The organism is Oligella urethralis DSM 7531 (assembly GCF_000372065.1).
Taxonomy (GTDB): Bacteria; Pseudomonadota; Gammaproteobacteria; order Burkholderiales; family Burkholderiaceae_B; genus Oligella; species Oligella urethralis.
Map to the genome: position 1 here is coordinate 111180 of NZ_AQVB01000001.1, position 22575 is coordinate 133754.

A 22575-nucleotide genomic window follows, 5' to 3' on the forward strand; every position below is an offset into this window, starting at 1 on the left:
CCACAAATTTAAAATTTAACTTAAGCGACCCAGTCACCGACCCAGTAGTTGAGCTCGATGCCGTAGATCGTTGAAGCGTCTTGCTGCAGTATCAAGCTAGAAATGACCCTGGCAGACAAAGCAACTAGCCCCAAGCAAACCTATCAGTTGAGCAAGTTTGGAAAACGTAGTTAAGGCAGTTATTAAACAAGGGTAAGGGATAATAAATCATGAAAGTTAAATTCAAAGTTCAGCACTAAGCGACTGCTTGGCGCTGGACTCATAATAACAAACGCCAACATAGCATTAGGTGGCATCACACCGAGGCAAAAATTACATCAACAAAAATTAACTAATTCTACTGCCAACGGCTATTAAAAAAGGGGGATCACCATAAATCTAATATACTGATAAATTATTCCTAGGTCCTAGAGTAAAAATGAACTTTCAACTTGCGCAAGCGCAATATCGTCGCTATTTTGAGGAGCATCAGGCTTGGGTGCTGCTGCGTGCCGATAATGCGCCTTATATTTTTGCTTTTATTGAGACGCTTTTTAGTGATAATGCTGAGGTCACCTATGGACAGGCGCGTCAGTTATTAGATGCGGAACTGGTGCAGAGCCGTGATCTGGGCGTCTGGGAGAGTAACACGCCTGCCACTACCTATTTAAATCAATGGATTCAGCAAGGGTATTTGCGTGAGTTAAATGATCAACTGAGTACCACCGATGCTTTTCAGAGCGCATTGCGTTTTGTTAAGGCCCTGGATGAGCGTTCTGCCGGTACCACAGCCTCACACTTGCGGATTGTGCAGGAGGCGGTGCGGGATTGTGTGGTGGCGCTCAGTACGGAGCCAGAGGATAAGTTAGCCCATCTGCAGCAGAAAAAAGCCGAGATTCAGGCTGAAATTGATGCCATTGAAGCAGGGGTGATTATTGAGCTAGATGAGGCCACCAAACGTGAGCGTATGCGTGAGGTATATCATCTTGCCTTTCAGTTAAGCGGAGATTTTCGTCATTTGGAGGAGGAGATTCGCCTACTTGACAAGGATATTCGCACGCAAATGATCACGGATGATGCCACCCGTGGCGAAATTCTACAAAAGCTGATGGATCAGGAAGCGGAATTGCTTAAAACCGAGGCGGGTAGTGCCTTTGATGGTTTTTTTCAATTGTTATGTGATCCGCATCGGCAGCAGGAGTTTCGTGAGCAATTGCGGTTCTTGGCAGAAAGTGATGCGGCAGGGTATTTGACTGCATCACAGCAATATTATTTGGCAGAGTTGTTGACGGTGCTTTCTAAAGAAAGCGATCAAGTGATTCGTATGCGTCGTCGTACTGAGCAGGAGCTACGTCAATATATTGAGAGTGGTCAGGCCACGGAAAATCATCAGGTTAATCGCCTGATGATTGAGTTGGAAAAGGCAGCCATTGCGCTGGATATCGACCCCGCTATGTTGCGTCAAAAAACCGCACTTAGTTTAGCCATTGAACCCATTTCTTTTTTCTCCTTAGATTCATGGCGCTTACGAGCACCGGCAGAACGCCTAGAAATTAATACCGATGAAGAGGAGAATTTGCAGCATTTGGATGCTCATGTATTGGCCGAATTAGAAACTGTGAATACGATGGCGGTGGTCAGTGAGCTCCATCAAATTCTGCAACAAGATGGGGTGAGAACCATCCAGGAATTAGCAGAGCGCCGAGTGATTCATTTGGGTTTGGAGGAGTTAATGGTCTATGTGCGCTTGGCTAAGGCCATTGATGCCGTGGAATTGACGGGTCGTGAAAGCTTTGTGATTTACGATAGAAAGCAGCCGCTTCGAGTGTCGGTGCCGAAGCTTTTACTAAGCGCAGAGAGTTTTCCGCCGTCTTTGGATAGTCTAGTGATTTAGCGCAGGGTAGAACATGAGCGAGGAGATTCAAGATACAGAACAAACACAAGGCACTGAGCCCGTGCAAAATCTGCCGGCTGAGCTGCGTCGTGCATTAGTCTATTTGTTAAAAAACAGTATTGTGTTGCATGCCGATAATCCGCAGTTGTTTAGTAGCTTATGTCATTATCAGCAGCAGATTCGTGATTATTTGCAGCAAATCTATATTTATTTGGTGCTGGATGAGATTGAGGGCGTGGCGTTTATCGCTAGAGAGCCGACGGAGCAGGATCTAATCAGTGAAGAAGAAAATGATGTGCCTTCGCTGATTTCTCCACGCTCATTAAGCGTGCTGGATACCTTATTGTTGTTGATTCTACGTAAGCATTATCAGGAGCGACAGACGGCGGGTGAGCAGAAAGTGATGATTGATATTGAGCGTATTGAGGCGCAATTGACGCCCTTTACTGCATTGGTTCAGCATGCAAGTAAGGATCGACGGCGCCTTGTCAGTAGTCTTAAAAACTTTGTGGAACGTAAGCTCTTATTGAGCGTAAGTAGTGGTGAGCGTTATGAAATTACCCCGATTATTCGCTACGTTGTGAACGCACAGTTTTTGGAGACGATGTTAGCGGAGTACCGTCAATTAGCACAAGTTGATGCTGGAGTAGTAGATGAGTAATTCACAATTGGATTTGTACGGTGACTATGCCGCGGCAGGTATCGAAACCGGCGGCAGAAAAGGGCAGGTACGTTTAGCGGAAATCTCGGTCTACAATTGGGGTTCTTTTTCTGAGCGCATACATACGGCACCCATTGATAGAGAGGGTACGCTCATCACCGGGGATAATGGCTCGGGTAAATCCACTTTAATTGACGGTTTAATGGCCTTATTACAAGCGCCAGGTCGTGCCAGTTTTAATATCGCCGCGGCCCAGGGCGATAAGCGTGATAGAAATCTAGTGTCCTATATGCGGGGTAGCTACGGCACCTCGCATGACGGCGCCGGTACCCGTGTCTTAAATAAACGTCCTAAGGCGGTGGTGACTGGTTTGCGGGCGCAGTATCAGTTCGACGGTGGCAGTGTCGTGAGTTTGATGGCGATATTTTTTATTAAAGATGCCAGTAACAGCTACAGTGATGTTAATAAACTGTATTTTATTGCCGATGAGGATATTAGTCTTAAAACGCTGTTAGACGCTTTTTCTAAGTCAACCATGCGTGAGTTTAAGCGTTGGGTTGAGCAACAGGTCAATTTACGTTGTTTTGACGATCGTTTCAGCGAATATCAGACGGTTTATCGACAAAAACTCACCATGGGGAATGAAAATGCCCCCGCCTTGTTGGCTCGTGCCTTGGGTTTAAAAAAAATTGATGACTTAACCAAACTGATTCGGGAATTGGTATTGGAACCCGGTAATATCCGGGAATTAGCACGTGATATTGTGCATGAGTTTGCCGATCTTTTAGCCACGCATGAGCGTTTGGTGGATACGCGCGAGCGAGTTAAGCATTTGCAGCGATTACTGCCCCTTCATCAAGCATTGCAGGAGGTTGAAAAGCTGCTAGCGCAGTTGGAGCAAGATAAGGTCGGTTTACCCATTTTTGAAGCAAAGCAACAAGTTATCGCTTTAGCTGAGCGCATTCATCGCTTAGAGGAAGAAATGGCGGCACTTAAAGAGGCGATGGAGCGATTAAGTGCAGAAGAGCAAAGGGCAGATGCTTATACGGATCAATGCTACGCCGCTTATCTGCAGTTGGGCGGCAGTCAAATTGAGCCTTTGCGTCAACAGCTGAGTGCCTTGCAGGAGCGCCTGGGACGTATGGTGCGTGACAGTCAGCGCTATCAGAAGCTATGTCGTGATTTACAGTTAGGGCATGACTTAGTAGGCAGCGTGTTTCGCGATAATCAGCGTGTGGCCAATGAACAGCTGCGGCAAGCGGAGTTTGAATTGCCGCGCCTTGAAGAAGCCTTTTTTGCCAACAAACAAAAGCTAATTGAGCTTGATGCTGAGTACCGGGAATTAAGTTCGCTGATTCATGAGATGCAACAGCGTCCTAACTCCAATATTGATATTAAATATCAACAGCTGCGCGATCGTATGGTGGAAGAGCTGGGGATTGCCGATGAAAAGTTGGTCTTTATTGGCGAATTGATTGATGTGGCAGAACTCGAGTTGCCCTGGAAAGGGGCAATTGAGCGTGCCTTGGGTCAGCGTAAATTGAATTTATTGGTACCGGAAGCGGATGCTAAGCGTGTTACGCGCTGGTTGAATCAACGTCATTTAGGTTTAAACCTAAGCGTGGAGCTAGTGGATGCAGTGACGCAAACGGTGAGCTCTTTTGAGGCGGGCGGCTTTTTAGAAAAATTGATTTGGCGTGAGCACGCATATCAAAATTGGCTTAAAAATCATTTAAGCCGTTTTGATCTGTGGTGCGTAGACACGGTGGAGGAATTGAATCGTACGCCTTACTCCATGACGGTAGAGGGTTTAATCCACCTGAAACAGGGTTCTTTTGAGAAAAAAGATCGTCACAAAGTCGATGATCGACGTCAATGGCAATTGGGTTTTGACGCGAAAGCCAAACTGAATTTGTTATTGGCGCAGCAGCAAGCATTGCAAGCCTCGTTAGTCACGGCCAAAGCGCAGGCAGAGAAAAGCCAACAGCAGCGGGATGACTATCGTGAGCAAAGTCAATGGTGTCAGCAATTATTGACCTTTGACTGGGATAGTATTGATGTGCCACGTTATGAAAAAGAACGTGAGGAGTTAAGTAAACGCTTAGCAGCCTTGGAAGATGATCAAAGCGATTTACAACAGGCCAAATTCCGTTGGGAGGAGGCCAAAAAAGCAGTTGTCACGATTCAAAAGCAAAAAGAGGCGCAAAACAAAAAAATCGGCGCTCTGGAAAACGCATTAAAATCAGCCGAAACTCAACATGCAGAGAAATTACCCTTGGCACAAGAGGCTTTGGATGAGGTGGTGCAAGCTCGTCTGGCACTGCGATTGGACGCATATGATGAGAGTGATAAATCACCTTATTATGCGCTTAGTAAAGCCCTGGAGCGAGAGTATGCTCAAGCACAGAATCGCCAAATCAAGGATAAGGAAGCGGTAGCGAGTTTATTAGGTAGCTTTAGAGGACGAGAAAAATGGCAGCCGTATACCGTGGATTGGGTGAGTGGTTTTGAAGCACTGTATGACGCCTTAACCTATCTTGAGTATTTGGAAAAAGAAGGCTTGCCCGTCTTAGTTGAGCAATATCAGGAGCGCTTAAATAAAAATATGACGCAATCGATTGCTTTACTGTATACCAATATTGAAGCGGAGTTCGCTGATATTCGCGATCGTATCAGCCGGATTAATCGGGTGCTGAGTAAAACAGAATTTAGACCCAATAGTTATTTAAAACTGAATCCACGCCGTGAGCGCTATCCTGCGATTCAAGATTTTACGCAAAAAATGAATTTGGCCTTAAGTAGTATGAATGATGCCGATCAGGATAAGCGCTTTAGCTTGGTAAATGACGTGGTCAGTATTTTAAAGAATGCCTTGGAGTCTAGTCGTGTGGATGATGAGCGCTTATTGGATCCGCGTAAACAAATGTCCTTTTATGCTGAAGAAATTCAGTTAGGCACAGAGCAAGTGTTGGATGTATTGGATTCCTCTAGCGGTAAATCAGGTGGTGAAAAGGAGGCCTTTGCCGGTACGATTGTAGCAGCTAGCTTAGCCTATGTATTGACGCCTAAGGATGAGGAGTATCCGGTGTATGCGACGGTGTTTTTAGATGAGGCTTTTTCGAATGCAGCAGAGGGTGTGGCGGCACGAGTGATTAAGGTGTTTAAGGCATTAAAGTTACATGTGAACTTAATTACGCCTTATAAAAATCTGAATGTGGCGCGTGAAGCGGCACGCAGTTTGATTTTGACGGAGCGTAAGGCTGAAACTCATGAAAGTCGATTGCGAGAAATTAGTTGGGAGCTGATTGACGAGCAGCAGGCAAAGCGTCAGCGGGACTTAAAGCAATATGCACAGAGCCAAGGGGTTCAAGTGTATGAGCAGTAAGGCACCGGACTGGGGTGTGTTAGTGACGACAGCGCGCGAGCGTTGGCGTAGTCGTTTTTTGGATAATGCTAAAAACTACCGCAGTGTATTAGCCGGCGAGGTTGAGTTTCCGCTGACGCTACCATTAAAACCACCCAAAAGCGCTAAGGACATTCTTGCGCATACGGCGCACTTTCAAGCTTTTTATCAGCAATGGCAAGCCTTGGAGCGCAGTTTGGCGAATACTGCCTGTGAGGTGGTGTGGGAGCTTAAGCGCTTTCAGTCGGTGGCCGAACAGAGGTTGCCGGTGCGTTTGGTGGTGCACGATGCGGCCGGATTAATGCGTTTTATTGGCTCCTCGGCTTATCAGCAATGGCAGAGCTCAGAGCGCTTATTGCATACTGTGGTAACGGGGATTGGCGCTACAGACTCAGTGAGTCTACGCACGACCTTGATTAAGCATTTAGCCACCTTAGAAGCCATGAGCGAGGACAAGCTGCGCTTATTGTTAGGAGTCTTGCCACAGTTACAAGCGCAGATGGGGCGAGGTGAATACTTAAGAGCCCTGCCGGTCGTGGGTGTTGATACCAAATTTATTGAGCAGCATGGTTATTTGCTCGAAGCTATTTTAGATGTGTTGCATGAGGGGGCGATCAGCGCTGCCGGTGGCTTATCATCTTGGTTAGCTTGCTTGGAAAAGCCGCGTGATTGGCTATTGGTGCGACCTCTATGCCCTAAGCCCTTGGAGGCGTTGGCGGGGATGTCGATTTTACGCCTCTCAACGGAGACGCTATGGCACATGCCTTTGCCAGCACACAATATTTTAATTATTGAAAATGAGCAGTCCTGTTTGGCTTTGAGCCATATTCCGGAGACCATCGCTGTTGCTGGTGGCGGTAAAAACCTAAGTTGGTTAGGGGCGGAGTGGTTGGCCGATAAACGAGTGGCTTATTGGGGTGACATTGACTCCGAAGGCTTTGCCATGCTCAGTCAGGCGCGCACTAAGGTGCCCCAGCTGAAGGCGTTGATGATGGATGCCGCTACCGTTGAGCGCTTTGCGGAGCGGATGGTGGAGGAGCCTCACTCGGTCTTTAAAGCACCGGAATGCTTGCTTGAGGCGGAGCAACATTTATTTCAAAATCTACGTCGTGGTGTTTATCAGCAAGGGCGTCTAGAGCAAGAGCGCTTAGATAGAGATTATATACAGCAGCAGGTATTAGCATGGGCTGTCGCGGAGGAATAGTATTCTCAGCTGTATTGGCAGACTGAAAGCTATCTAAGCATTTACAATATCGCATGACGTTAAAAAAGTCATTGTCGTATCGTTGAATTTATTTTAGGGATGTACTGTATGCGCTTTAAGGTGAATCGTAAGGAACTGTGGTCAGTGTTGCTGATGCTGATATTGGCGGTGCCTACGATAGTCGGAAGTTTAAATTATCAGTTGGGAAGCTTGGCACGCATGGGACCAGGGTATTTCCCGTTGATTCTTGGCTGTGTCTTAGCTTTTTTGGCGCTGCTTTTGTTATTTAGTCCCGAGCCTGTTGAAACGAGTATCAATGAGGGGGTCGAGGAGCATAGTTTGAGTCTTAAGGAGCAAGTCATCACGTGGCTTACCATCATCGCATCCGTGCTCGCATTTATCCTCCTTGGCAAATACGGTGGGCTAATTCCAGCGACCTTTGTGATGTGCACGCTAGCCGCGTTTGCGGATAGAAGAAATTCCTGGCTTACTAATCTCATGATTGGTGTGGTGTTGACAGTGGTGGCAGTGGGCCTATTTCGCTATGGCTTACAGATTCAATTTCCACTCTTTACATGGGGTTAATGGGATAGCGTATGTGGGATAACATTGTATTAGGCGTACAAACCGCTTTTCATCTGCATAATTTATTCTTTGCCTTAATCGGCGTTTTTATTGGTAACCTCATAGGCGTGCTACCGGGGGTCGGTGCTTTAACGGCTATTTCAATGCTGTTGCCGCTGACCTATAGTTTAGAACCGGCCGCCGCATTAATGATGTTAGCTGGTCTTTATTATGGTTCCAGCTACGGTGGGGCGGTGACAACGATTTTGTTGAATTTACCGGGTACGCCGACGCATGCAGTGGTCAGTATTGATGGTCATCCTTTGGCGCGTCAGGGTAGAGCCGGCGTGGCTTTGATGATGGCCATGATCGCTTCTTTTATTGGTGCCACCATCGGGGTGATCTTAATTAATGTGGCCGGTCCACTGTTTGTGAAGATTGCTTTTAAATTCGGCCCGGCAGAGTATTTTTCTTTAATGTTGTTGGGCTTATTAGCGGCATCAACCTTAAGTAGCGGCTCACCACTTAAAGGCATTGCCATGGTGGTGATCGGTTTGATTTTTGGTATTGTCGGTACCGATGTAAATACCGGTATAGCGCGCTTTACTTTTAATCTCCTGGAGCTACAAGACGGGCTGGCTTTGGTGGCGGTGGCGATGGGCTTATTTGGCATTTCTGATGTGTTGCGTAATACCAATCGGATCGCTCAAGGACAAGAAACCACAAGTAGCAAAATTGGTTGGCGTGCGATGCGAGTTGAAAAAAATGAATTAAAAAGCTCTGCTTCAGCTATCGGTCGTGGTGCCGGTATTGGTTCTTTCTTTGGGGTGCTACCAGGGGCTGGTGGCACGATAGCTTCTTTTATCTCCTATGCGATTGAGAAAAAGGTCAATAAAAACTCGAAGAAATTTGGTCATGGTGCGATTGAAGGTATTGCCGGTCCGGAAGCGGCTAATAGTTCCGCAGCAATTACCGCTTTTATTCCTACCTTAAGCCTAGGTATTCCGGGTGATGCTGTGATGGCCTTAATGTTGGGTGCCATGATGATTCATAATGTACTGCCCGGGCCACAAATGATGGTTGAGCATCCAGATGTGTTTTGGGGCTTAATGGTTAGTTTCTGGATTGGTAACTTCTTTCTGATGATTTTGAATGTACCGCTCATCAGCATGTGGGTGAAGATTTTATCGGTGCCGTATCGTCTGTTTTTCCCCGCCATTCTGCTCTTTATTTGTTTGGGTGTGTATAGCACCAATAACAATCTCTTTGATGTGGCGATCGTGCTATGTATTGGGATTTTCGGGGCGATTGCACTTAGGCTAAAGTTTGAACCAGCGCCTTTGCTGTTAGGCTTTGTCCTGGGGCCGATGATGGAGGAAAACTTCAGACGTGCGCTGCTATTATCCCGTGGTGATATGCTGACCTTTATTGAACGACCGATTAGCGGTGTGTGTATTGCCATTGGCTTTTTATTGGTGGCGATGGTGGTATTTAGCCGTTTAAAAACACGGGCGCAGCACCTACAGCGGCTGCGGATGAAAGCTTCTGGGGCGGCAGAGGAGTAATTGTTTGCTGTGAGTAAGGCAGTGGGTGGGTCTTCCCCACGCGAGTGGGGGTGTTCCTTAGCCCCTAAAAAGTCTGAAGTTCAGACTTTGTCTTTCCCCACCCTCTGATTAGTAATCAGCAATTCATTCAGTTTTCCCCGTTTTGATGCCTTGGAATTAATCGCTCGAGTGGCTTGAATTCGTCGGATATGATAGTTGCTATACAGTTCATCAAAAAAGTGATTATTACTATCTGAGTTCTTAGGATCCGAATTGCTTAAAATCCATACGTGCCCTAAGGCATCTAATTGATGGCAAAAATTCGCTAAGGCAATTTGCGCATCATCATCAAACTCATTTTTTGCATAGGCATTAAAACTGGAGGTGGTGCTCAAGGGCTTATAGGGTGGATCGAAATAGAATAAATTATGTTCTTCATCAATAGCTGACAGGGTGTCGCTATAACTACCATTAAGAATGTCTACCTTTTGTAGCGCCTGGTGTACCGCTAGGAGATTAGCGCTATCGCAGATAGTAGGTTTACGATAGTCGCCCATAGGTACATTAAATTCATTATTACGATTCACACGATAAAGTCCATTAAAGCAGGTCTTATTTAGAAAAATAAATAGCGCAGCGTGTTCTATCGCATCGGCTTGGCGTAAGTTAAAACGCTCGCGTTGCGCATAATAATATGCCTTTTTAGACGCTGTTTCAGCTAGTGGGATAAATGTGTCTTGGTGCTTTTGTAGGCGCTCAATCAACGGCAGCGGCGACTGTTTAATCACTTGATAGACATTAATTAGGTCTGTATTAATGTCATTGATGACCGCTTTTTGGAGATTGGGAAAATGATTGATGACCCAAAATAACACAGCCCCGCTACCCACAAAGGGCTCGATAAAGGTAAAAGGCTTTTCTGTGAGTGAGTGTGGCATCAGCTTTGCAATCTCAGGGATTAATTGCGTTTTACCACCCGCCCATTTTAAAAACGGCTTTGCTTCGTTGCGTGTTGAGTTCATTTGCTATGGCTTGTTTTAAGGTATGTGGGCATTGTAGCAATAGATGCTTAGATGGCTTCGCTTTTACGACAGGTCATGCCTGACAAAGAATAGATTAAGACCTTTAGCAAAAACTTAAATCGCCAACAGGCTACTCAAGTCTTTTTGTGCAAAGGTCTTATCGTCGTGCGATGTCAGCCTTAGTGACTCAATTTAGCTGTACATCATTTTTGGTAAGAACATCACAATCTCTGGAAAGACGGTGATTAGAATCACACCCAACAATAGCATCAGAAAAAAAGGTAAGGTGGCAAGGGATAAATACCAAATATGTTTGCCGGTCATGCCTTGTAGCACAAAAAGATTCAAGCCGACTGGCGGTGTAATCTGTGCCATTTCAACGACTAACACCAGAAATAAACCAAACCAAAGGGGGTCAATACCGGCGGCCTGAATGCTGGGTAGCAGGATCGAGGTGGTTAATACGACAATAGAGATACCGTCGAGAAAACAGCCCATGATCACAAAGAATAGCGCCAGTACGGCGATTAGAGCGTAGTGATTGAGTCCCAGCTCAGTAATCCATTGCGCCAACAACATGGGGATATTTGAGTAGCCCATGGCCACGGTTAGAAAAGCCGCACCCGCAAGAATAAAGGCAATCATGGAGGAGGTCAGCATGGCCGAAAAGAGCCCAGCTTTAAAGCTTTGCCAATTTAAATCACCGTAGAGCCAAACCAAAATTAATGACAGCACAACCCCAACGGCCGCGGAGTCGGTAGGGCTGGCAATGCCCAGGTAAATGGAGCCCATGATGCCGATAATCAGTAAGGTGACAGGAATCAGACTGCCACTGGCTTTGATTTTTTGGATAAAAGAAATGGCCGGATCCTTTTGAGGGACTTTGCTTGGATTTAGGATGGACCAAATCGCGACAAAACTCATAAACAGGGCGATCATCAATAGACCGGGGATGATGCCCGCTACAAATAAACGGGTGATGGACACATCGGCGGCCACGCCGTAAACGATCATAATGATTGAGGGTGGAATTAAGAGCCCCAAGGTGCCCGAACCAGCGATCGTGCCAATGGTGAGTTTTTCATCGTAACCGCGACGTTTTAATTCGGGTAGGGTCACTTTAGCAACGGTGGCGCAGGTGGCAGCAGAGGAGCCACTGACGGCAGCAAAAATACCGGAGGCAACAATGCCCACATGGCTTAAGCCACCGGGCAATCTGCGCATCCAGGGCGCCAATCCATTAAAGAGATCCCCGGCAATACGTGAACGAAACAGTATCTCGCCCATCCAGATAAATAGGGGTAAAGCCGCCAGCGACCACTCGGAAGAAGAACTCCAGACATTGGTGGCGAGGACATTACTTAAGGGGGCGTTTGAAAACAGTAAGATACCGACGATGCCGGTTAAAAAAAGCGCAACTGAAACCCAAACCCCTAACGCCAGCGCGCCGATTAAGCTAAAGACTAAAATAAATGAAAAAATGACCTCGCTCATTCAGGCACCTCACCTGTTTCGGTAGGGTCCGGCGTGACTAAGGCCACTGAACGACCATAGCGTAACATCTCAATAAAGGTATCAATACACGCAATACTGAAAATCACTGAACCTAGGGCTAAGCCTGCCTGTGGCATCCATAACGGTGTACGCACCAGACCGGTTGCTGTGTTGTTCCAGCGCCAAGAATCAATAGTGAGCTCAATCAGACTATAACTGATTAGAATGGCTACTAGCACACCCAGTAAGGCCACGAGGGTGTGGCTCCAACGCCGTACGCTGCTGCTAAAGCGCAGCTCTAACAAGGTCACACGAATATGGGCATGGTGCCTGAGGGCAATTGCCAGGGATAAAAAGGTTGCCAGACCTAAGGCATAGCCGGAAAACTGTGCATAAGAGGGAATTAGTAGCCCAAAGCGTTGGTTGAACAAGGCATGGGCTACATAATCAATGATATTGAAAGTGACTTGGCCAAATAGAATCAGCACAATCACTATTAAAGATAATGCAGCGCCGGCCCCACTGAGTTTATAAAGTAAATCGAGACTTTTGCGCATCCTACACCTTGGGATTATTGATTAAACTCTTTCAAAATGGCTTCGCCTTCAGCGCCTGCTTCCTTACTCCACTCGGCAGCCATTTGTGTGCCGATTTTCAGTAGGGCTTGGCGTAGCTCCTCGCTGCCTGGACTGAGCTCAATACCATTATCAATGAGCGTTTGGTTTTGTTTCACCATATCCTCTTTGGAGAGCTCCCAACCGCGTTCCTCGGCCTTGGCAGCCGCTGCGAGTACCGCTTTTTGCGTGTCCTCATCCAAAGACAACCAACTGCGTTTGTTCACTACCACGGCATTTTTAGGTAAAAAAGCTTGCACATCATAGTAGTACTTTAAAAAGTCCCATGCAGCAGAGTTAACGCCGGTAGAGGAAGAGGTGATCATGGCATTGACGCGACCAGTACTAAAGGCTTGCGCCACATCGGTGGCTTCAATTTGAGTCGGTACAGCCCCGGATAATTGAGCGAGGCGCTCGGTCTGTGGGCTATAGGCACGCATACGCATACCGCTTAAATCCTCCAGCTTACTCACTGGGGTGGTGGTATACATGCCCTGAGGTGGCCAGGCAACTGAATACAAGAGCTTCAGATTTTGCTTGTCCAGTAGCTCTTCTAAGGCCGGTTTGGATAGTTGGTAAAGCTTCCAAGAAGCGTCATGTGAAGTCGCTAGAAAAGGTACAGAGTCGAGCGCAAACAGCGGATGCTCATTGGCCATACCAGAAAGAATAAATTCACCCATTTCGATCTGACGTGAGCGAGTCGCATTTTTAATTTCCATGGGCTTAATTAAGGAGCCACCGGGGTGCACGGTAATATTTAATTTGCCCTGAGTCGCTTCTTTAATATCGGCAGCAAATTGCTTGATGTTTTGGGTGTGGAAGTTTTGTTCAGGATAGGGGGTGGCCATGCGCCAGTTTTCTGCATAGGCGGTGCTCACTGTAAAAATTGCACTACTGGCCGCAATGGCTAATGATAATCGCGTTAATTTCATTGCTTGTCTCCTTGGGTTGTTATTGAGGTGGTTAAGGCTTAGGTTCATGCTTGCTGACTAAAATCGCGCCGAATGTCGTTGCGGTGCTTAGTCTGCCTCACCGTAGGACCCACCACCTGGGGTTTTGATCACAAACACATCTCCTCGCTGCATCGCTGCTGAGGCGCTAGAATCCAGTATCTCAATACGACCATCAGCACGTTCTATGTAGTTAGCTCCTACCTCGGCAGCCCCTCCACCAGCTAGACCGAAGGGGGCAATGCGACGACGGTTGGAAAGGATGGAGGCGGTCATGGCTTGTAAGAAACGGATGCGACGAGTGCCGCCGTTACCGCCATTGACCTTGCCGACGCCACCACTGCCTTGGCGGATGGAGAATTCCTCCAATACCACCGGATATCTGAACTCTAGCACCTCGGGGTCGGTTAGGCGTGAATTGGTCATATGGGTTTGCACCACATCGGTACCCGCAAACAGCTCCACACGACCGTCAGGGTGCGTGATTTTACCCGCACCGCTACCACCGGCAATGGTCTCATAGTATTGGTACTGCTCATCACCGAAGGTAAAATTATTCATCGTACCTTGGGCAGCTGCGTTTACGCCTAGTGCGCCATAGAGCGCATCGGTAATGCATTGCGAGGTTTCCACATTACCCGCTACCGTTGCCGCTGGGTAGTGTGGATTCAGCATGCAACCCTCAGGGATAATCACCTCAATCGGCTTTAAGCAGCCTTGGTTCATGGGGATTTCATCATTGACTAAGGTGCGGAAAACATAGAGTACCGCAGCCATACAGACGGCTTTGGGGGCGTTAAAATTACTGGCTAACTGCGCGGAAGTGCCGCTGAAGTCAACGGTGGCACTGCGTGAGGCCTTGTCTACACGGACACTCACCTGAATCTTGGCGCCGTTATCCATGTCGTAGCAGAATTCACCGTCTTGCAGGGCCTCAATAGCGCAACGCACCGATTCCTCGGCATTGTTTTGTACGTGTTGCATATAGGCTTGCACGACCTCCAGACCGAACTGATTGACCATGTGGCGTAATTCCTGAGCGCCTTTTTCATTGGCGGCGACTTGGGCGCGCAAATCGGCGACATTCTGATCAAAATTACGTGCCGGGTAAGGCGCACCTAAAAAGAGCTCGCGCAACGCCTCTTCGCGCATACTGCCATTTTCTACTAAGAGAAAGTTATCAATTAATACACCTTCTTCGATGATGTTTTTACTGTCCGGTGGCATGGAACCCGGGGTAATGCCACCCACATCGGCATGGTGACCGCGTGAAGCAACAAAAAATAGGATTTGCGCTTGTTGCTCGTCAAAAATCGGGGTGACCACCGTGATATCCGGTAAATGCGTGCCGCCATTGTAGGGGTCGTTGAGGGCAAAAGTATCCCCCGGCTTGATGCGCCCTTGGTTTTTGCGAATTACCGTCTTAATACTTTCGCCCATGGAGCCTAAATGCACCGGCATATGGGGTGCATTGGCAATTAAATTACCCTCATGGTCAAACAGTGCGCAAGAAAAGTCTAGTCGCTCTTTAATATTGACGGAAAAGGCTGTATTAGCAAGCGTTGCTCCCATTTGTTCGGCAATGGACATAAAGAGATTATTAAAAATCTCGAGCATCACCGGATCGACGTCGGTGCCAATAGCCATGGTCATTTGCTTGGGCTTCACCCGACTCAGTAGCTGCTCACCTGCACTGAGAATATCCATGCGCCACTCAGGCTCAATCACGGTGGTGCCATTGCTGTCAAAGACAATGGCGGGGCCCTCGATACGCATGCCAGGAATTAGGGTGGCACGGTTGAAAATCGGTGCCCGGTGCCTTTGCCCGTGGCTAAAAAGCTCAATATCCGCCAGTGCGGTAGGCGTGCTGTGCGTAGCTTCCGTGGTATAGGAGGCGGCCAGTTCCTCACCGCTTTTGCCGATAAGCTCTACCGATACTGCCTCAATCATTAATGGGCGATCGTGCATTAAAAAGCTGTAGCGCTGTAAATAGGCCGCATAAAAGTCTTCGCGCATGCGCTCAGGCGTTGCAAAGTCCACCATAATGGCTGAATCTGTACCCTGATAGCGTATATGCGCCCGTCGAATGATTTGCATTTGTGCTTGGCTGATGCCTTGCGTTAGGAGCTCCTTGCTACATTCCTCAATTAAGCCATTAAGCGAGGCTTCAGCGGCTGTCATGGAGGCTTGTCCCAAAGGTAGTTCCACAGCGCTTTCACGCATGGCGGTGATATCGGCTAGACCCATGCCGTAGGCGGAGAGAACGCCAGCAAAGGGGTGAATCAGCACCTTTTGCATGCCTAAAGCATCCGCTACCAGGCAGGCATGCTGACCGCCCGCACCGCCAAAGCTGACCAAGGTGTATTTACTGACATCGTAGCCGCGCTCAATGGAAATCTTTTTAACCGCATTTGCCATATTGGCTACGGCAATTTGCAGAAAGCCCTCAGCGGTTTCTGCGGCTGTGCTACGTACGCCGGTTTGCTCATAAATGGTCTCAGCCAGCTGATTAAATTTTTCCTTAACCAGTTCATAGTCTAATGGCAAGTCGGCGGTGGGGCCAAAAATCGCAGGGAAGTAGTCAGGCTGTAGCTTGCCTAGCATCACATTGCAATCGGTGACCGTGAGTGGTCCACCATTACGATAAGCCACCGGTCCGGGATAGGCACCAGCCGAATGTGGACCAACACGCATGCGTTGACCGTCAAAATGCACAATGGAGCCGCCACCCGCAGCGACTGTATGTATATTCATCATCGGCGCACGAATCCGCACACCGGCTACCGCTGTATCAAAGAGACGCTCAAATTCACCGTTATAGTGCGACACATCGGTTGAGGTTCCACCCATATCAAAGCCGATCACCTGCGCTGTGCCAGCAGCGGCAGCAATGCGTGCCATCCCTACAATACCGCCAGCGGGGCCAGAGAGAATGGCATCCTTACCCTGAAAATTATCCGCTGCTGTTAAGCCGCCATTAGACTGCATAAACATCAGGCGGGTCTCATCTACCTCGGCATCAATGCGGTCTACATAGTTTCTTAATACAGGTGATAAATAGGCATCCACCACGGTGGTATCACCTCGACCGACGAGTTTCATGAGGGCGCTGATCTGATGAGAAACAGAGATTTGAGTAAAGCCGATGCTTTTTGCAAGGGCTGCAATCAGCTCCTCATGCTGGCTAAAACGATAGGCATGCATTAACACAATCGCCACCGAACGAAAACCCGCATCATAGGCTGCCTGCAGTTGCGCCTCGGTGCGAGCCCTATCTAATGGCTTAGCAATCGTGCCGTCAGCTAGGATGCGCTCTGCTACGCCCTCAACCCGGGTATAAAGCAATTCGGGCTTAACAATATGACGATTAAACAGTTGGGGCCGTGCCTGATAGGCGATGCTAAGCGCATCTTCAAAGCCCTCGGTAATCAATAATACGGTGGGCTCACCCTTGCGCTCAAGTAAGGCATTGGTCGCTACGGTGGTACCCATTTTGATGGCTTCAATTTGTGCCCCAGGAATGGTCTCATGCGACGCTAATCCCATCAGCCGACGAATGCCGGCTAAGGCAGCATCGGCATATTGCTCCGGGTTTTCCGAGAGTAATTTGTGGGTGCAGAGGCTGCCGTCCGGCTTTTTAGCCACAATATCGGTAAAGGTGCCGCCGCGGTCAATCCAGAACTGCCAGCGCTTGTCCTGAGGGGATACATCCTGTGTGCTCATCAATATCCTGCGAATCAACTATCCAATCAAGCCTTAGATTTTAGGGAATCGATGTTGTACTTAACATTGGGTATTACCCGATTTATGTTTGGCTTGAGTTCATTGGGCTAAGATGCGATCTAGGCTTTCACTAAAGCGCTCGGCATTTTGAAAGCCCACGACGCGGATATCCTCTCGTTCATTACCCATGGCATCAAAGAAAATAATACCGGGTGGCCCGAACAGTCGGAAGCGCTTTAAAAGCTCACGATGGGCTGCGGTGTTTGGTGTGACATCGACCTGCACTAAGGTCATTTGCGCCATTTTTTGGGCAACGGCAGGCACACTAAAGGTCAGCGCCTCCATTTGATGGCAGGCCACACACCAGTCAGCATAAAAATCGAGCATGACAGGTCGACCGGCACTTTGTGCAATGACTTGCTCCAGTTCGGATAGCGAGTCGATACGTTGAAAATCAACTTGAGAAATGGTGCTGTTGGCGCCGACCGAAGTGCTTGCGGGCGTCGCAGTGAGCGCCAGGGTTGAAGCGCTAGTGAAGCCTTGCAGTGGGGTTAATAAAGCAGGGCGACCGCTGGCGAGACCGATTAAAAGCAAGATACCCCAAACGAGGACCAAATAGGCAATGGCTTTGCTAAAAATAGCGAAGATCGTGCTATTTTGCGCATCGATGGCCTTAAAAGCACCTAAGACCACACTTAAACTGAAGGCGAGTAAGGCCCACAGTAGCACGCTCAACCACGTAGGTAGCAGGGCTTGTACCATCCACAGTGCGACCGCCAGTAGGAGTAGACCGCAGAACTGTGTCACGCCCTTCATCCATGCGCCGGCTTTAGGCATTAAGGCACCAGAGGTAGCGCCAATCGCGATGAGTGAGACGCCTTGACCCCAAGCAAGTACAAAGAGCGCTAGCGCACCCGTGAGGATATCCCCACTTTGTGAAATAAATAACAGCACACCGGCCAATGGTGCTGCCACACAAGGACCAGCGATTAGCGCCGAGAGCATGCCCATCAGCAAGGCGCTACCATAGCGACCACCAGGCAGCTTGTCCATCAGGCGGTTAAGCTTGGCTTGCACACCTAGTGGGGTTTGTAGGGAAAAGCTGCCAAACATGGCAAAGGCTAAAAGGACGAGAATAATCGCAAAAATACTCAGGGTCCAAGGGTTTTGAATCCATACCGCAAGGGCGGCACCAATGGAGGCGGCCGCAATGCCTAACAGTGTATAAACAATGGAGGTGCCCAAAACATAGGCTAAGGTGAGCGCAAGGCTACGGCGACGAGTGTTGGCCGTCTTTGTACCCTGAGTGGGGTGGTCCTTGTCAGTGCTCGCAGCGTTCGGACTAGCAACTGCCGTTTGATTCTGCTGCCCCACCACGAGTGCCAATAAAATCGGTAGCATCGGCAGCACGCAAGGGGTGAGTGATAGCAGTAGACCCAGGCTAAAGCTAATTAGGATGATTTTAAAAAAGCTAGACTCATTCAGCCAATCGGCAATTTGTGTGTCGCCGGCATCACTTAGCTTGGCGAAAGCGGAGTCATCAGTACGAGCCTGCGTTTGCTGCTCAGGGACGGTGATTGCGGTGACGCTAGTTTGAGCGCTGCGCTCATCCGCATCAGCTGCTGCCGCCGCCTCAGTGGGGCTGCTAGCAGTACTGGCGCTGGTAGCCGCTAAGGCATTGAAGTCTAAGGCGGGTGCTGCGCCACGTGTATCACTGCCCAACATGCGCTTAAATAAACCTGCTTGCTGACTGATTTGATAGCCACCCGGCACCGGTTCTAAATCAATGGGATAATCCTCGGGCGGGTAGCACAGACCGGCATCAGCGCAACCCTGAGCAGTCACGATTAAACGTACCGCTTGATTGAGGGGCTTAAGCGGTACATCAATCACCATCGGATCATAAAAAACCGGCATTTCCTGGCCGAAGGTCTCATCAAATTTAATCATGGCTTCGCCAAAGATCGGCTCACCTAGAAGCGCCTCTTTAAAACGCTCTGCCTCATCATCACCCACCACCTTAAACTTAACGTGGTTCATGTACATATAGTAATTGGGGGCGATGTTAAAGCGAATGTGTAGATGATCGGGTGTGGGCGTGGAACTACTGATGACAAAGGCTTTATCAGGCGGTAAAAAATCCTCTTGCGCCTGTGCAGGCACCAGACTTAAAAATAAGCTGACAATGGCAAAGAATAAAGCGGCGAAGTATGACTTAACTGTGTTCATAAGGTTTGACGGGCGATCCACTGTAGATAGTCTGCTGAACCACCGATGATTGGTAACACGATAATCTCCGGTACATCATAACTATGCAGTTCTTGGATCCGAGCAATGCATTGGGCTTGGCGACCGGCGCTGGTTTTGATGGTTAAGCTAAACTCCTCATCGCAGTGAAGCTTATCTTCCCATGAGTAAATGGACAAAGAAGCTGGACTTAAGTTCACACAGGCTGCTAGCGATTCTTGCACCAAGGCCTCGGCAATGGATTTGGCGAGTGCTAAGCTCGGGCTAGTACTTAAAATAAGGACGGCCTCAGACTCAGTGTGCTTGCTATTGATGCCCATAATATTTGCTCCTTGCTGACCGCATATCAGCCTAAAAAATAACAGGGCTTAGCCGCATTAGCCTAAGCCCTGAATCATGGTGCGTCTTAGTTGTGCGCTTTCAGCCAGCGCGCCGCTTCGAGCGCAAAGTAAGTCAGAATGCCATCGGCACCCGCACGTTTAAAGGCAAGGAGCGATTCCATCATGACTTTATCATGATCTAACCAGCCGTTAATCGCTGCTGCTTTGAGCATGGCGTACTCACCACTCACCTGATACACATAGGTTGGCATACGAAACTCATCCTTGACCTCGCGCAAAATATCTAAGTACGGCATGCCCGGTTTGACCATCACGGAGTCTGCCCCTTCTTTGATGTCATACGCCACCTCACGCAGTGCCTCTAGTCGATTAGCCGGGTCTAATTGATAGGTCATTTTGTCGGATTTCCCTAGATTGGAGGCGGAGCCGACTGCATCACGGAAAGGCCCGTAAAAAGCACTGGCATATTTGGCGGAGTAGGCCATTAATTGAGTGTAAATCAAACCCACTTCGTCCAAGGCCTTACGAATAACACCGATACGGCCGTCCATCATATCGCTTGGCGCGATCCAGTCTGCGCCAGCGGCGGCTTGGGCCACGGCTTGCTTAACTAACACCTCCAGCGTGGGGTCATTTAGCACATAGCCATTTTCATCAATGACCCCATCTTGGCCGTGACTGGTAAAGGGGTCCAAAGCCACATCACACAGTACGCCCAAGTCCGGAAATTCCTTTTTAATGGCGCGTGTCACTCGTGGGATTAAGCCATTTTCATCGGCCGCTGCAATACCGTCAGGTGTTTTGAGGCTGGGATCGATGTTGGGGAATAAGGAAATAACCGGAATGCCTAGTTTGACGCATTCCTCTGCGACCTTGAGAATCGTATCCGGTGAGTAGCGCTTTTGACCAGGGAGGCTACCAATCTCTTCCTCAACGCCTTGCCCTTCACGCACAAATACAGGATAAATAAAATCATTTGTCGTTAATACGCTTTCACGCATCAAACGGCGTGAAAACTCATGCTTGCGATTACGACGAGGGCGGGCTGCGGGGAAGTCAGCGAGAATAAAACTAGATGACATAATAACAACTCCAAAAACTTCACATTTAAAATAACTGCTATCAATGGCTGCCGTAGTGGCTTTAACGCTGCGCTTGGGCTAGCTGCCCAGTCAAAGGCTGTAGGACAGTAGGCGGCAGCTTTTGCTGGTAGATTAGCTGATTAAGGCACTACTTGGGGTGAGATCCAGTTAAGGATTTTCTCCGTTGCCTCTTCGAGACCAATACGATTGGTCGCCGAAAATGCAATGGTCTCAACATCGCCTAGCTGTGTTGCTACCTCCTTGCGAATGGTGGCAATCGCTTTTTGTCGTTGACCGTAGGGGAGCTTATCCGCTTTGGTCAGAAGTATCAGTACTGGGCGCTTGGCTTGGGCAATCCACTCAACTAAACCATAATCCTGCTTGGTGATGCCACGACGAATATCAATGAGCAAGACCACGCCCGCAAGAGAAGGGCGCTGCACCAGGTAGTTGCCTAGCTCACGCCCCCACTCTTGCTGTGCTGCAAGCGCAACCGAGGCATAGCCGTAGCCGGGTAGGTCAACCAGATAGCCTAAAGGGTGCTCCGGATCCAAGGGATCGGGGATGCCGAACATATTAATCAGGCGGGTACGACCGGGCGTCTTACTCGAATAGGCTAGACGCTTTTGGTTGGTAAGGACGTTGATGGCTGAGGATTTGCCTGCATTAGAGCGTCCTACAAAACATACCTCGGGACCTCGGGGCGCAGGTAGCTGTGAAACCTTGCTAGCCGACTGATAAAAGGTGGCTCTGTGTAAAAGAGACATTGCGCTGAGACAAATTGATAGTGAATAATCTCTATATTGTATCGTTTTTGCTTAAAATGAATCGACAAAGCGGCTAAAATTTATTACAAAGCATATGAATTGCAACTATTTATCGCATATTGCTTTAAAATATAGAGCGTTTATTTGTATTTGAGCGGCTTGTTTTTAGGTAGTTTATCATCAACTGGTCGAGCTCGCTATTAGTGTTAAATTGGCACCTGCCTTTTATTGGTATGGTTTCAGAGGATATTCATGAAGCACGTTATTTCTAAAATTGTCATGGCTGGTGGTTTAGCTTTAAGTATGGCTAGTGGTGCTGCCCTTGCTCAAACTGCAGTTGGTCCAGTTAAGCCGGATTTTGAACGCGGTCAGCAACTCTATATGAATGGTGACCCGGCACGTGGTATTGCCACCTGTATTGCCTGTCATGGTGCTGATGGCATGAGCATGGTATCTCTTTACCCGCATATTGCTGGTCAATCCTATGAGTATATTTTGAATCAGCTCAAAAACTTCAAGGTGCCTGAGGGCGCGACACAAAGTCATCGTCGCAACCAAAACGCCATGTTGATGGCGCCTAACGTGGTGCAGATGACGGAGCAGGAGATGGCTGATTTAGCATTATTCGTGAGTAGTCTTGAGTTGACCAAGCCTTCGGTGGCTGAGTTAGCGGCGGATCAGGTGATGGTGCAACGTGGTCGTCAGATCTGGCGTGGCGGTATCCCCGAGCGTAATGTCCCTGCCTGTGCTTCTTGTCACGGTGCGGATGGTCACGGTATTCCGGGACAGTATCCTCGTCTGAGTGGTCAGGTACCATCGTATCTGTACGAGCAGCTGATTGCCTTTGCTGACGGTGAACGTGATAATGCCGGTACGGAAAACCACATGGCTGAGATTGCTAATCGCATGAGTCGCCAGGATATTAAGGCAGTGGCGGATTATGCTGCCGGTATTCGTTAATCGATTCGATTCTATACCTGTACCCCACGTTTAGGGAAGAGGAATTATTTTAAGGCTCTAGGGAACTCTAGAGCCTTATTGCACTCAAATACCCTGTAAAATTTTTTTGCGTTTTGTAGTATTTAC

General features: G+C 48.4%; 16 protein-coding genes. 7 read left to right on the forward strand and 9 right to left on the reverse strand.

Annotated features, from left to right (window positions below; all coding sequences use genetic code 11):
- Positions 1-418 precede the first annotated feature (418 nt).
- The 6 genes from A3GA_RS0100545 to A3GA_RS0100570 all read left to right on the forward strand — a co-directional run bounded on the left by A3GA_RS0100545 (position 419) and on the right by A3GA_RS0100570 (position 9270).
- On the forward strand, positions 419-1873 hold the full coding sequence (locus A3GA_RS0100545; RefSeq protein ID WP_018025427.1) for a DUF3375 domain-containing protein: 1455 nt from the start codon (positions 419-421) through the stop codon (positions 1871-1873).
- 13 nt (positions 1874-1886) lie between these two features.
- Positions 1887-2534, forward strand: a complete 648-nt coding sequence (locus tag A3GA_RS11120; protein WP_018025428.1) for a DUF4194 domain-containing protein — start codon at positions 1887-1889, stop codon at positions 2532-2534.
- Positions 2527-5919, forward strand: coding sequence for an ATP-binding protein (locus A3GA_RS0100555; protein WP_018025429.1), 3393 nt, complete (start codon positions 2527-2529; stop codon positions 5917-5919). The genes A3GA_RS11120 and A3GA_RS0100555 overlap by 8 nt, the downstream gene beginning before the upstream one ends.
- Positions 5909-7141: a Wadjet anti-phage system protein JetD domain-containing protein gene (locus A3GA_RS0100560; RefSeq protein ID WP_018025430.1), complete on the forward strand. Its 1233-nt coding sequence runs from the start codon at positions 5909-5911 to the stop codon at positions 7139-7141. The genes A3GA_RS0100555 and A3GA_RS0100560 overlap by 11 nt, the downstream gene beginning before the upstream one ends.
- A gap of 108 nt (positions 7142-7249) precedes the next feature.
- Positions 7250-7726 carry a tripartite tricarboxylate transporter TctB family protein gene (locus A3GA_RS0100565; RefSeq protein ID WP_018025431.1) on the forward strand — a complete coding sequence of 159 codons (477 nt, stop codon included), beginning with the start codon at positions 7250-7252 and terminating at the stop codon, positions 7724-7726.
- Between the two features lie 11 nt (positions 7727-7737).
- Positions 7738-9270: a tripartite tricarboxylate transporter permease gene (locus A3GA_RS0100570; RefSeq protein ID WP_018025432.1), complete on the forward strand. Its 1533-nt coding sequence runs from the start codon at positions 7738-7740 to the stop codon at positions 9268-9270.
- A gap of 80 nt (positions 9271-9350) precedes the next feature.
- Here the strand turns inward: A3GA_RS0100570 and A3GA_RS0100575 are convergent, their stop codons facing one another.
- The 9 genes from A3GA_RS0100575 to yihA form a co-directional block, all read right to left on the reverse strand.
- Positions 9351-10271, reverse strand: a complete 921-nt coding sequence (locus tag A3GA_RS0100575) for a DNA adenine methylase (protein ID WP_018025433.1) — start codon at positions 10269-10271, stop codon at positions 9351-9353.
- A gap of 192 nt (positions 10272-10463) precedes the next feature.
- The gene (locus A3GA_RS0100580; RefSeq protein ID WP_018025434.1) at positions 10464-11765 is read right to left on the reverse strand and encodes a TRAP transporter large permease; all 1302 of its coding nucleotides are present in this window, start codon (positions 11763-11765) and stop codon (positions 10464-10466) included.
- Positions 11762-12322: a TRAP transporter small permease gene (locus A3GA_RS0100585; protein ID WP_018025435.1), complete on the reverse strand. Its 561-nt coding sequence runs from the start codon at positions 12320-12322 to the stop codon at positions 11762-11764. Before A3GA_RS0100585 ends, A3GA_RS0100580 begins: the two co-directional genes overlap by 4 nt.
- A gap of 14 nt (positions 12323-12336) precedes the next feature.
- The gene (locus A3GA_RS0100590) at positions 12337-13311 is read right to left on the reverse strand and encodes a TRAP transporter substrate-binding protein (RefSeq protein ID WP_018025436.1); all 975 of its coding nucleotides are present in this window, start codon (positions 13309-13311) and stop codon (positions 12337-12339) included.
- Positions 13312-13398: 87 nt separating this feature from the next.
- Positions 13399-17052: a hydantoinase B/oxoprolinase family protein gene (locus A3GA_RS0100595; RefSeq protein ID WP_018025437.1), complete on the reverse strand. Its 3654-nt coding sequence runs from the start codon at positions 17050-17052 to the stop codon at positions 13399-13401.
- Positions 17053-17151: 99 nt separating this feature from the next.
- The gene (dsbD, locus tag A3GA_RS0100600) at positions 17152-19281 is read right to left on the reverse strand and encodes a protein-disulfide reductase DsbD (RefSeq protein ID WP_018025438.1); all 2130 of its coding nucleotides are present in this window, start codon (positions 19279-19281) and stop codon (positions 17152-17154) included.
- Positions 19278-19619 (reverse strand): divalent-cation tolerance protein CutA, encoded by a 342-nt coding sequence (gene cutA, locus A3GA_RS0100605; RefSeq protein WP_018025439.1) that lies wholly within the window; start codon positions 19617-19619, stop codon positions 19278-19280. The genes dsbD and cutA overlap by 4 nt, the downstream gene beginning before the upstream one ends.
- Positions 19620-19705: 86 nt before the next feature.
- On the reverse strand, positions 19706-20722 hold the full coding sequence (gene hemB, locus A3GA_RS0100610) for a porphobilinogen synthase (protein WP_018025440.1): 1017 nt from the start codon (positions 20720-20722) through the stop codon (positions 19706-19708).
- A 140-nt stretch (positions 20723-20862) separates the two neighbouring features.
- On the reverse strand, positions 20863-21489 hold the full coding sequence (gene yihA / locus A3GA_RS0100615) for a ribosome biogenesis GTP-binding protein YihA/YsxC (RefSeq protein ID WP_018025441.1): 627 nt from the start codon (positions 21487-21489) through the stop codon (positions 20863-20865).
- Positions 21490-21741: 252 nt separating this feature from the next.
- Here yihA and A3GA_RS0100620 point away from each other — a divergent pair, with 252 nt between their 5' ends.
- The gene (locus A3GA_RS0100620; RefSeq protein ID WP_018025442.1) at positions 21742-22449 is read left to right on the forward strand and encodes a c-type cytochrome; all 708 of its coding nucleotides are present in this window, start codon (positions 21742-21744) and stop codon (positions 22447-22449) included.
- Positions 22450-22575 lie beyond the last annotated feature (126 nt).

Bases quoted from the DNA above. Each gene is read 5' to 3' on its own strand.
- hemB (WP_018025440.1), bottom strand. From the start codon at position 20,722: ATGTCATCTAGTTTTATTCTCGCTGACTTCCCCGCAGCCCGCCCTCGT.
- cutA (WP_018025439.1), bottom strand. From the start codon at position 19,619: ATGGGCATCAATAGCAAGCACACTGAGTCTGAGGCCGTCCTTATTTTA.
- A3GA_RS0100555 (WP_018025429.1), top strand. From the start codon at position 2,527: ATGAGTAATTCACAATTGGATTTGTACGGTGACTATGCCGCGGCAGGT.
- A3GA_RS0100595 (WP_018025437.1), bottom strand. From the start codon at position 17,052: ATGAGCACACAGGATGTATCCCCTCAGGACAAGCGCTGGCAGTTCTGG.
- A3GA_RS0100560 (WP_018025430.1), top strand. From the start codon at position 5,909: ATGAGCAGTAAGGCACCGGACTGGGGTGTGTTAGTGACGACAGCGCGC.
- A3GA_RS0100585 (WP_018025435.1), bottom strand. From the start codon at position 12,322: ATGCGCAAAAGTCTCGATTTACTTTATAAACTCAGTGGGGCCGGCGCT.
- A3GA_RS0100565 (WP_018025431.1), top strand. From the start codon at position 7,250: ATGCGCTTTAAGGTGAATCGTAAGGAACTGTGGTCAGTGTTGCTGATG.
- A3GA_RS0100575 (WP_018025433.1), bottom strand. From the start codon at position 10,271: ATGAACTCAACACGCAACGAAGCAAAGCCGTTTTTAAAATGGGCGGGT.
- A3GA_RS11120 (WP_018025428.1), top strand. From the start codon at position 1,887: ATGAGCGAGGAGATTCAAGATACAGAACAAACACAAGGCACTGAGCCC.
- dsbD (WP_018025438.1), bottom strand. From the start codon at position 19,281: ATGAACACAGTTAAGTCATACTTCGCCGCTTTATTCTTTGCCATTGTC.
- yihA (WP_018025441.1), bottom strand. From the start codon at position 21,489: ATGTCTCTTTTACACAGAGCCACCTTTTATCAGTCGGCTAGCAAGGTT.
- A3GA_RS0100620 (WP_018025442.1), top strand. From the start codon at position 21,742: ATGAAGCACGTTATTTCTAAAATTGTCATGGCTGGTGGTTTAGCTTTA.
- A3GA_RS0100570 (WP_018025432.1), top strand. From the start codon at position 7,738: ATGTGGGATAACATTGTATTAGGCGTACAAACCGCTTTTCATCTGCAT.
- A3GA_RS0100590 (WP_018025436.1), bottom strand. From the start codon at position 13,311: ATGAAATTAACGCGATTATCATTAGCCATTGCGGCCAGTAGTGCAATT.
- A3GA_RS0100580 (WP_018025434.1), bottom strand. From the start codon at position 11,765: ATGAGCGAGGTCATTTTTTCATTTATTTTAGTCTTTAGCTTAATCGGC.
- A3GA_RS0100545 (WP_018025427.1), top strand. From the start codon at position 419: ATGAACTTTCAACTTGCGCAAGCGCAATATCGTCGCTATTTTGAGGAG.